Source organism: Kitasatospora sp. NPDC056181 (genome assembly GCF_042266225.1).
Classification (GTDB): domain Bacteria; phylum Actinomycetota; class Actinomycetes; order Streptomycetales; family Streptomycetaceae; genus Kitasatospora.
The window spans coordinates 1-10,110 of record NZ_JBHJUK010000227.1 but is presented as its reverse complement, the minus strand read 5'-3'; the positions used below and the strand labels follow the sequence as shown (position 1 = coordinate 10,110).

7 protein-coding genes are annotated in these 10,110 nt (G+C 74.7%); 2 read left to right on the top strand and 5 right to left on the bottom strand.

Going from position 1 to position 10,110, the window contains the following annotated elements:
• Positions 1-288: 288 nt before the first annotated feature.
• Both ACFC1F_RS40980 and ACFC1F_RS40975 read right to left on the bottom strand, forming a co-directional pair.
• A complete protein-coding gene (locus ACFC1F_RS40980) occupies positions 289-585 on the bottom strand; it encodes a hypothetical protein (RefSeq protein ID WP_209417033.1) in 297 nt (98 codons plus the stop codon).
• A gap of 144 nt (positions 586-729) precedes the next feature.
• On the bottom strand, positions 730-3,114 hold the full coding sequence (locus ACFC1F_RS40975) for a tetratricopeptide repeat protein (protein WP_376166611.1): 2,385 nt from the start codon (positions 3,112-3,114) through the stop codon (positions 730-732).
• A 279-nt stretch (positions 3,115-3,393) separates the two neighbouring features.
• Between ACFC1F_RS40975 and ACFC1F_RS40970 the strand changes: the two genes are divergently transcribed.
• Together ACFC1F_RS40970 and ACFC1F_RS40965 are read left to right on the top strand one after the other, a co-directional pair.
• The gene (locus ACFC1F_RS40970; RefSeq protein ID WP_209417035.1) at positions 3,394-4,155 is read left to right on the top strand and encodes an SOS response-associated peptidase; all 762 of its coding nucleotides are present in this window, start codon (positions 3,394-3,396) and stop codon (positions 4,153-4,155) included.
• 368 nt (positions 4,156-4,523) lie between these two features.
• Positions 4,524-5,318: an alpha/beta fold hydrolase gene (locus ACFC1F_RS40965; RefSeq protein ID WP_376166609.1), complete on the top strand. Its 795-nt coding sequence runs from the start codon at positions 4,524-4,526 to the stop codon at positions 5,316-5,318.
• Between the two features lie 52 nt (positions 5,319-5,370).
• Here the strand turns inward: ACFC1F_RS40965 and ACFC1F_RS40960 are convergent, their stop codons facing one another.
• The 3 genes from ACFC1F_RS40960 to ACFC1F_RS40950 form a co-directional block, all read right to left on the bottom strand.
• Positions 5,371-7,689 carry a trehalose-6-phosphate synthase gene (locus ACFC1F_RS40960; RefSeq protein ID WP_376166607.1) on the bottom strand — a complete coding sequence of 773 codons (2,319 nt, stop codon included), beginning with the start codon at positions 7,687-7,689 and terminating at the stop codon, positions 5,371-5,373.
• Positions 7,690-8,030: 341 nt separating this feature from the next.
• Positions 8,031-8,972, bottom strand: a complete 942-nt coding sequence (locus tag ACFC1F_RS40955; protein WP_376166605.1) for a carbohydrate kinase family protein — start codon at positions 8,970-8,972, stop codon at positions 8,031-8,033.
• Positions 8,973-9,226: 254 nt separating this feature from the next.
• The gene (locus tag ACFC1F_RS40950) at positions 9,227-10,093 is read right to left on the bottom strand and encodes a haloalkane dehalogenase (RefSeq protein WP_376166603.1); all 867 of its coding nucleotides are present in this window, start codon (positions 10,091-10,093) and stop codon (positions 9,227-9,229) included.
• Positions 10,094-10,110: the final 17 nt, after the last annotated feature.

Below are 10,110 nucleotides of genomic sequence, written 5' to 3'. Positions count from 1 at the left end.
CGGACGCCCGTGCCCCCGGTTGCAACGGGGGGGTGGCGGCGTCCGGCCGCCGCCACGCCGCCGTGGCGGACCGTGGCCGCTTCGACCCGGCCGCGGCCAGCCCCGGATCGCCCTCGGCGCCGAGCTGCTCGAATCAGGCCGTCACCACAACGGGCCGGCCTCCGGCGCGAACTCGCCCACCGCCGCCCCTGCTTCGACGACCACCTGCCGGAACTGCACGCCGGCACGCGCCGCCGGAGAACGTCCGGGCCGGGGGCGGGGACGGTCCCCCGGACCTGAATCCACGGCCTACGGGTTCTCGTCGATCAGTTGCGCGCTGACGATGTGCGACCTCACGTCGTTCCTGGTGCGTTCCGCGAGCCCGGAGTCGGGCGAGTACGCGCTCACCGTGACCCAGAGGTTCCCCTGCTGCGGGACGCAGACCACGTTGGCGATCACATCGCCCGTCCCGCCGATCACCTGGTAGTCACCGTCACCCGCGAGGTCCCACACCTGGAAGCCCTGTGCCTGCAGCGCGTCCTGGGCGAAGCTCAGGCCGACGCCGAGGCTCGCCGCCTTGTTGAAGGTGCCCCAATGCGCATACATGTGCGTCTCCCTTCGCGAGGGGCCCGGGATACGTCCCGTCCCTTCAGTATCGCGCCGCCGACGCTCCGCAGGCATGGGACCACTGCCTCATTTCCACCCCCGCATCAGCGGGTCGGGAGTGCCCGGGCCCGGCCTCGCGGCGCGTCAACCCAGGCCCCCGATCAGCTCGTACGTCTCCCGGGTGTGCGGGTGGTCCGCCCCGAAGAGGCGCACCTGCCGCTGGTGGACGCCGTCGAGCATGGCCCTGGCCTCCGCGGGGCGCCCGCGCCGGGCGATCACCTGGGCGAGCAGGACGGTGGCGTTGAGGGTTCCGAGGTAGTCCGCGCCGAGCAGCCGCGTCCTCGCGCTGACGACGGCGCCGAGCTCCTCCTCGGCCTCCGGCAGCCGGCCGTCCAGGGCGACCACCCAGCCCAGCCGCTCACGCGTGGCGAGGGTGTCGTGGTGCTCGTCCCCGAACAGTGCGCGACGGATGCCGAGGATCGTCCGCAGCTCGGCCTCCGCCTCCTGGAGCCTGCCCTGCTGCCCGACCGTCCAGGCCAGGCGGTTGCGGCTCGCCAGCGTGGCCGGGTGGTCGATGCCGAACACGGCGGCCCGTCCGTCACAGGCGGTGCGGAACATCGACTCGGCCTCGTCCCAGCGCTTCCGGCGCGCGGCCACCCGGCCCAGAGCGTGGTAGGTGTCCAGCGTGTCCGGGTGCCGGGCTCCGAGGGTGCGTTCCTGGGCGGCCAGGACGGAGCGGAGGGCGGCACCGGCCTCCGGGTAACGCCCCAGGTCCGCCACGATGCGGGCGAGTTCGCCCTCGGTCCGCAGCGTGTCCCGCGCCTCGGCGCCGAGGTGCTCCACCTGGGCGGCGTGCAGCAGCCGCAGCCCGGTGTCGGCCTCCTGCCAACGGCCTTGCAGGGAAAGGCTCCGGCCCAGCCAGTAGCGGAGTCCGAGGACCTCCTGGTCGCCGGCCGGCAGCCGGCTCACGGCGGCGAGGGCAGCGCGGGCGACCTCCTCGCCCAACGCGGCGGGCCCGCTCCACTCGTAATAGTCGGTCAGGGTGCCCGCGGACCGGGCGATCCGGGTGAGGTCCCGCGGGCCGAGGCTGTCCGCGGTGGTGTTCAGCAGAGCCCGGAAGTGCGGTGCCAGGAGGCGGAAGGCCGGCCAGTCCGACGGCCGGTCCTGTTCGAGCTTCGCCAGCGCCTCGGTGATCAGGTCGGCGGCCGTGGAGCCGATCGCCCCGGCCACCGGGCGGCCGGCCCTTCGGTCGGCCACCAGGTGCGCGCGGCTGACGTCGGCGACCACGGGGTGCAGGATCAGGGCACGGTCGTCGCCGTCTTCCGAGGACGCCGGCAGCCGGCTCACCAGGCCGAGCCGGATGAGCCCGCGCATGCCCTGTTCGAGCCAGATGACCTGCTCCGTCGGCGTCGCCGCCTCCGCCGGGAGCAGCCGGGCGAGGAGCCCCACCTGCAACAGGTCGTCGGGGATCGGCGTCGCCGCGCCGAAGCAGGAGAGCAGCCTGAGGAGGGTACGGGCCTGGGGCACGCCGTAGCGGGCCAGGGCGTCGAGGGACGTCTCCCAGGTGTACATGACGGTGGACCTGGCGTCGCCGCTCAGGTCCGGATCCGGCGTCAGCAGGTCCATCGACTGGGGCGAACCGTCCAGCGCCCGCTGGTAGTCGGCGAACCGCCTGGTCAGGGCGAAGTCCGAACCGAGGTAGCTGCCGGCCAGGTGCAGGGCGAGCGGCAGACCGCCGAGCCGATCGCCCAGGCTCGCCGCCTCCTCCTCCGTCCCACCGTGCGGGGCGAGGTCGCGCAGGATGCGCCCGGCGTCGGCCGGGCCCAGCCGCTCGACCCTGCGCATCAGGACGCCCCTGCCCCAGGTCGCGGCGTCGACCTGACGTGTCGTCACGACGACCAGGCCGGTGCGCGGCACCCTCAGCCAGCCCCTCCCGTCGGCGACGCTCGTGGACCCGGCCGGGGCGCCCGGCACGGCGAGCGCCTGCGGGGCGTCGGCGTTGTCGATGACGAGCAGCCAGCGGTGCTTCTCCCGTTCCAGGACGGCCCACAGGGCGTCCGGTGCCTGGGGCGTGCCGGAGGCGATGGCCTCCTGCTCGGCCACCGAGGCACCGAGGACCCTGGCGACCGCCAGCATCCCGGCGATCAGGCTCCCCGGCTCGGCGGCGGACACCCACCACACGTGCCGGCGGATCCCGGCCTGGACGCGCTCGGCCAGGGCCGCCGCGATCGTCGACTTGCCGATCCCGCCCAGGCCGGCGAGGACGACCACCCGGCCGACCGGCCTCTCGGCCAGGCCGACGAGTTCACGCAGCTGCTCCTGCCGCCCGCGGATCTCCGCCGGCAGGCTCCGCACGGGTGCCAGGACCGGCACGGTGGCCGGGCCGGGCAGGGCCCGCTGCTCGGACTCCCCGGACGTCCGGCCCGGCCGGCGCTCGCGGATCTGGAGTCGCAACTGCCAACTGGTGAGCCCCAATGCGAAACATCCGGCGAGCGTTCCCCCGGCCGTCCAGAGCAATCCGGCGTCCATGACCGGACACGCTACTCCGACTCCTCGGCTCCGGGGAGTGAACGGCCACGGCCGGGGCGGCGGGGCAACCGGAGCGGTCGGTCGGAGCGGTCGGTCGGTCGGGGCGGTCGGTCGGTTGGGCGGTCGGGCGGGGCCACCCGCAGGGCGGTCCGGCCGGAGGGGCCGAGTACCGGCACGCGGGGCGGCCGGCGGGCGGGGGCGGGTTCCGCACCGGTTGCGACACGGTGGACCGGCCGAAATGGACCGCCCCGGCCGCCCGACGGTGGCAGAGTGGCGGGCATGTGCGGCCGATTCGTCTCCACCTCGACACCCCAGGACCTCGTCGAACTGTTCGGGGTGACCCGCTGGACCCCGGTCGAGTCGCTGGCGCCGAGTTGGAACGTGGCACCCACGGACACGGTGTGGACGGTGCTGGAGCGCGTGGACCACGAGACGGGTGAACTCGCCCGCGGGCTGCGCCCGGTCCGCTGGGGGCTCGTGCCGTCCTGGGCGAAGGACCCGGCCGGCGGGGCACGACTGATCAACGCCCGGGCCGAAACGGTGCACGAGAAGCCCGCGTTCCGTACCGCGTTCGCCAAGCGGCGCTGCGTGATCCCGGCCGACGGCTACTACGAGTGGGTGCCCGTGCCCGCCGCGGACGGCCGGAAGGCCTTCAAGCAGCCGTACTTCCTCCACCCCCGCGAGGGCGGGCCGCTGGTGATGGCGGGGCTCTACGAGTTCTGGCGGGACCGCTCCGTCCCCGAGGACGACCCGGCGGCGTGGCTCACCACCACCACGATCATCACCACCGACGCCACCGACGCCGCCGGCCGGGTCCACGACCGGATGCCGCTGACCATCGCGGCGGACGACCTGGACGCCTGGCTCGACCCTGAGCACACCGACCCGGCCGGGCTCCGGCGGCTGCTGCACACCCCGGCCGGCAACGAGCTTGCGGTGCGGCCGGTCTCCACCGCGGTGAACAGCGTCCGCAACAACGGGGCCGCGCTGCTGGACGCCGTGCCCGACCCGGTGGGACACGGCGACGCGGACGGCGGGTGACGAGGCCTACGGGTGACGGAGCCGGCGGGTGACGGAGCCGGCGGGAGACGAGGCCGGCGGGTGACAAGGCAGGCGGGTGACGAGGCAGGCCGGCGGCCCGGGTCGACCGGGCGGACGGGTTGAGCGGCCAGCCAGGGTTGAACGGCCGGCCAGGGTTGAACGGGTGTCCGCGTTGAGCGGCCGGCCCGGGTCGACCGGCTGGCCCGCGGACGTCCTGGCGGTCAAGATGAAGGGGAAGCCCCTGTTCCGGTAGCGCCGCAGGGCCCCGCCCGGCTCACGCCTGGGGGCCGCACGGCGGGGACTGCACCACGGTGGACCGCATCGCGGTGACCCGCACCGCGGTCCGGCGCGCGGAGGAAGGACACCCGATGGACATCGCGTGGGACGTCCTCACCTCGGGGCCCGACGACGCGGCGCAGAGCGTGCTCCTCCTGCCCGGCGGACTGTGCGCCGCCGGCTCGTACGCCGAGCTGATGGCCGAACCCGCACTCGCCCGGACGCGGCTCGTCGCCGTGACGCTGCCGGGCCACTGCGGAACCGCGCCGCCCGAGGACTTCGCCATCGGTACCCTCGCCGGGCACGTCGGGCGGCTGGCCCGGGAACAGGCCTGCGACGTGGTCGTGGGGTTCAGCATGGGGGCCACCGTCGCGGTGGAGCTGCTGGCGACCGGCGCGTTCACCGGGCCCGCCGTACTGCTGGGCATCAGCCTTTCGCCCCGGGACGAGCCCCTCTTCTTCCGCGCGTTCTGCCGCCTCGGCGACGTGCTGGGCGCGCTGCCGTCCGCCGCTTTGCTGAAGCTCATGGGTCCGGCCTCCCGCGGCATGCGCGTGCCGCCGGAGCGCCGGGCCGAACTGCTCGCGGACCTTCGCCGCAACGATCCGCACGTGATGCGCGGGATCCTCAGCGGCTACCTCGACCACCTCGGCGCGCACGAGCAGCCGGCCGCGCGTCTGTGCGGCACGGGGGTGCCGGTCTGGGTCGTGCACGCCGATAAGGGCGACGGCGCGCTCACCCCGGAGGAGCGGCGCACGCTGGAGGTCTGTCCGAACGCGATGGTGGTCACGATCCGGGGCACCAGCTACTTCCTGCCCAACGAGGAGCCGCGGCGGATCGCGGAGGTCGTCGCCGCAGCGCTGGCGGCGGCCGGGCCCGGCCGCCGCTGAGCCCGCGCGGCGTGGGCGGAGCGATGTGACCGAGCACCGTGGCAGAGCCACGTCACCGTGCGCCGACGGCCAGGGCGTCGGTGTCCTCCTGGCGACCGGCTGGGGGGTCGGCCGGGAGGTCGGTCGGAAGGTCGGTCGGGAGGTCGGCCAGGAGGTCGTCCCCGCGGATCGCCGCGGTGATCTCGGCGGCCCAGTCGGCGGGGTGGTGGTCGCCGAGCAGATCGGCGAGGCGTGCCAGCCGGAGGCGGCGCTCCTCCGGCCCGAGGGCCAGCGCCCGGTGGAGGGTGTCCGCCAGGTCCTCCGGTGAGCGGGGGTCGGTGAGCAGTGCCGCGCTGCCGAGCTGGGTCGCGGCGCCGGCGTGGCGGGAGAGCACCAGGACCCCGGAGCGGCCGACGGCCCGGTGGGCGGCGATGAACTCCTTGGCGGCCAGGTTCATCCCGTCCTGCAGGGACGTCACCCAGAACACGTCGGCGTCGAGGTAGTGGTCGACCACCTCCGTGAACGGCAGGCTCTGCGGCAGGTACTCCACCGGCTGCCAACCGTTCGTTCCCCAGGCCCCGTTGACCTCGGCGATGCGACGTTCCAGGGCCCGCCGGGTCGCGTCGTACGAGGTGATGCCGGGTTCGGGGGGCGGGCAGACCAGCCGGAACCGCAGCCGTCCCCGCAGTTCGGGGCGGCGGGCGAGCAGGGCCGCGACGGCCTCGACCTTCTGGACCGGGGCCTTGGCGTAGTCGAGTCGTTCGACCGAGAGCACGAGCGGTCCGCCGGCCGTCCCGCCTCCGGGCCTGCGGGTGCGCGCCCGTACCCGGGCGAGGGCCCGGTCGCGGGCCCGGTCGCGGGCGGCGGTACGAGCCGCGGTACGAACGGTGGTGCGGACGCTGGCGCGGGCCGCTGCGGCGACGGCCTCGCGGTCGATGCCGAGCGGGTGGACGCCGACCCGGGGCGTGCCCGGGGCTCCGGCGAGGGCCCGCCGGAAGTGCCCGGCGAAGGTCTCGGTGTGAAAGCCGGCCCAGTCCAGGCGGCTCAGGGAGGCGCGGACCTCGGCCGCGGTGGGCAGCGTCGCGAAGATCTCCGGCGCCGGGAACGGGGTGTGGTGGAACAGGCCGATCCGCAGGTCGGGGCGGAGCGGGCGGAGCAGCCCGGGGACCAGCCAGAGGTTGTAGTCGTGCAGCCAGACCGTGGCGCCGGGCGCGGCACGGGCGGCGATGTGGTCGGCGAAGCGCGCGTTCACCTCGCGGTAGCCGGTCCACGTGGCCGGGTCGAAGCGCAGCAGCTGGGGCTGTGACATCAGGACCGGCCAGAGCGTCTCCTTGCAGGCGCGGTGGAAGTAGGCGGCCCACTCCGCGGGGCTCAGCGGCACGAAGGAGAGCGGAAGCCCGGTGCCGTGCCCCTCCAGGCGGGCGGGGCGCGTGTGCGGCCCGAGGACGGCGGCGGTGGCCCAGACGGCCTGGGGGTTGGCGGCGAACAGGCTGCGCAGGGTGGGCAGGATGCCGTTGGGGCTCGCGGGCGGGCTCCAGCCGCCGGAGGTCAGGTGGACCGGTGGGCGGTGGTAGCCGACCACGAGCGGGTAGTCGCGTTCCACCCAGCCGAGGTCCTGAAGAGCCGTCAGGATGCCGGCCGCGCCCGGCCGGTCGGGCCGGTGGACGGCGGGGCCCTCGGGGACGGCCGCGAGCAGGGCTGGTTCGGCGTTGCCGACGATCACGCCGTGCGCGCCGAGCCCGTACAGCGACAGGTCGTTGAGGGAGTCACCGGCGACCAGGACGGACTCCATCGGCCAGCACTGTTCGGTGGCCAGCGCAGCCAGGGCCTTGCCCTTGCTCGCACCGGTCGGGAGCACGTCGAAGTAGCGCTCCGCCGAGTAGAGCCAGGTGCAGCCCAGGGCCCCTACGGCGTCGGTGAGTTCGCCGGTCAGTTCCTCCGGGCGCAGGTGGAACGAGCAGCGGCCGTCCTGGACCACACCGTGCTGGTAGACCAGCGCCGGGAACCGGCGTAGCGCGGCCCGTACGCGCTCGGCCCCGGGCCAGCCGCTGCGCAGCCGGCGTTGCAGGCCCGCGACGGGGGTCTGGTCGGTGCCGTCGATGACGCTCGCCCCCACGTCGGCGATGATCCAGCGTGGCCGGGGCACCAACGGATCCCGAAGGGCCTCGCGCACCGAGGAGAGCCCCCGGCCGGTCGCGAAGACCACGGTCACCTCGGGATGCCGGGCCAGTGCGGCGTGCAGTTGGCGGCGGTCGGCCCGGTCACCACCGAGCAGGGTGCCGTCCAGGTCGGTGACCAGGATCCTTTCGGGGCGCCCCAGTTGGGGCGGTGCGGCGGCCGCGTGCGCGGTCCTCCGCCCTGCCGTCCGCCGATTCGTCTCCGGTGCTGCCATGCTGCCGCCCCCTCGCCGATCGCCATGTGGAGCTGCGCCCCGGCCGTCGGACCGGGGCGCAGCTCAGATCAGGATCATCGGACGCTAACACGAACCCATCACCGGGTGAATCGGGCGTGACACGGTGTGCGACGCACGGGGTCGCGCGCCGGTGGTGCGCCGTCCGTGCGCCGGGCGCTCGGCGGTGGCGCGACGGCCGGTGGCGCCACGACTGATGGCGCGACGACCGATGGCGGACGGGTCAGTGGCGGGGACGGTCAGCGGCGGGGACGGTCAGCCGTGGCGGGCGGGTCAGCGTCGGGAACGGTCAGCCGTGGCGGGCGGGTCAGCGTCGGGAACGGTCAGCGGTGGGGCAGTCTGGCGAGCCACTCGCGCAGCCCGGCGGCGTCGGGGGCATGGCCGGAGCCCGGACCGCTGGTCGCCGCAGCGCCACAGGCGACGGCGGCGGCGAGGCAGTCGGGCAGTTCCCCTCCCGCGAGGTGGGCGTGGAGGAAACCGGCGTTGAAACAGTCGCCCGCGCCGGTGGTGTCCACGACCTCGACCGGGACGGCGTCGAGGTCGTACCGCTTCCCGTCGCGGACGGCGCACGCCCCGTCGCCGCCGCGCTTGACCACCACGGTGCGGACCAGCCCGGAGAGCAGGTGCAGGGCCTCGTCCACCGTTCCGGCACCGGTCAGCCGCAACGCCTCGCACTCGTTGGGTGCGAAGACGTCCACCGCTGCGAGCACCTCGCGGACGTACGGGGTGTCGAGGGTGCCGGGCATGTCCTGGCAGTCCATGAACACCTCCGTCCCGAGCTGTCGGGCCGTCCGGAGAGCGCCCAGCACGTCTGGTCCGTACTGGAGTTGAGGCAGGATGAGCATTCTCGGCCGGTGCTCGCGCAGCAGGCCGGCCAGCGGCTGAGCCGCGGTCGCGTCCTGGTAGCTGACCATGGCCCGGTCGCCGGGGGACGACAGCGCGACCGTGACGCTGCGCAGCGGGCCGGGGTGGTGACGGAACCCGGTCTCGTCCAGCCCCTCCGCCCGGGCGGCGGCCAGCACCTGCCCGCTGAACAGGTCGGTACCGAAGTCGGTGGCCCAGACCACGTCGTGGCCCAGCCGGTGCATGGTCATCGCCGGGGTGAACGCCCCTCCGGGCACCAGGTCGAGCGCCTCCGCGAACACCTCCGTCCCGGGCCGGACGGGCCGGGCCAGGCCCCGGAAGACCAGATCGGCGAAGTAGGCGCCGACAACCAGCACCTCACGGCGCCCCGGCGTACCGTCCGCGGCCTGTGCCCGGTCCACCGGCCCCGCCCCTTGCCCGCTCCACATCATCCGCCCGTCGCCTTCCCGCCGCTGACCGTCAATCGACAGTCCACCCCTCCCCGGATTCCCCGTGCCCGACGCACCGGGATTCCCCGTGCCCGATCCACCGGGTTCGCCGTGCCCGACGCGCCGGACGGCTCGTTCGACGCGGCCCGGGACGGCTCGACCACGTGGGCGCCCCGCGCCGGGAGCGTCACGCTCCACCTTCGGCGGGTGCCGGACGGCGTTCTCGCCTACCGGTCACGGAGGCCGTGCCCGTCCGCCCAGGCCGCGACGGCCCCGGCGATCAGCAGCGGGTGGTCCTCCGGCGTGTGGTGCCCGGCGACGGCGTCGAAGCTCTCGACCGTCAGGCCGGCGATGCTCGCCTCGCACCACGCGATGGTGTCCTCGTGCACCATCGTCCCCGGCCCGGGGGCGAAGTTGATCATCAGTTTGGGCACCTCGACACTGGCCGCGAGCCACCGGTCGTACGCCTCGATGCGCGCGACGACCTCGGCAGGCTCGCCGCCCAGCGGCATCGAGCGCGGCCACTGAAGGAGCGGAAGCCGGCTCTCGCGGGTGGGGTACGGCTTGAGGTAGACGTCGAGGTCGCCCGGGGCGAGTGCGGTGGCGACGGTGCCGGGCAGGCCCTGTTCGAGGAAGAGGTTGTCGTCGAGGATCATCGCCTCACCGACGCCCTCCGTCTTGATCGCCCGGAACAGCTCCCGCCCGCCCTCGGGAAACTCCTCCCAGGCCATCGGCTTGACGATGGTCTCGGTGAACGCGACGCCCCGCACCCGGCCGGGGTGGCGCGCGGCCCAGTCGAAGGCCAGGGCGCCGCCCCAGTCGTGCCCCACCAGGATCACGCCGTCGAGCCCGAGCGCGTCGAACCAGGCGTCCAGGTACCGCGCGTGGTCGGCGAAGGTGTAGTCGATGCCGGGCTTGCCGGACTCGCCCATGCCGATGAGGTCGGGGGCCAGCAACCGGCCGTCCCCCACGGCCGGCATGACGTGCCGCCACAGGTGGGACGAGGTGGGGTTGCCGTGGAGGAAGACGACCGGCGTCCCGGTGCCGGACTCCCGGTGGTGGATGGTCGAGTCGAGGATGCGCTGAACGGGCATGCTGCTGTCCTTTGGTG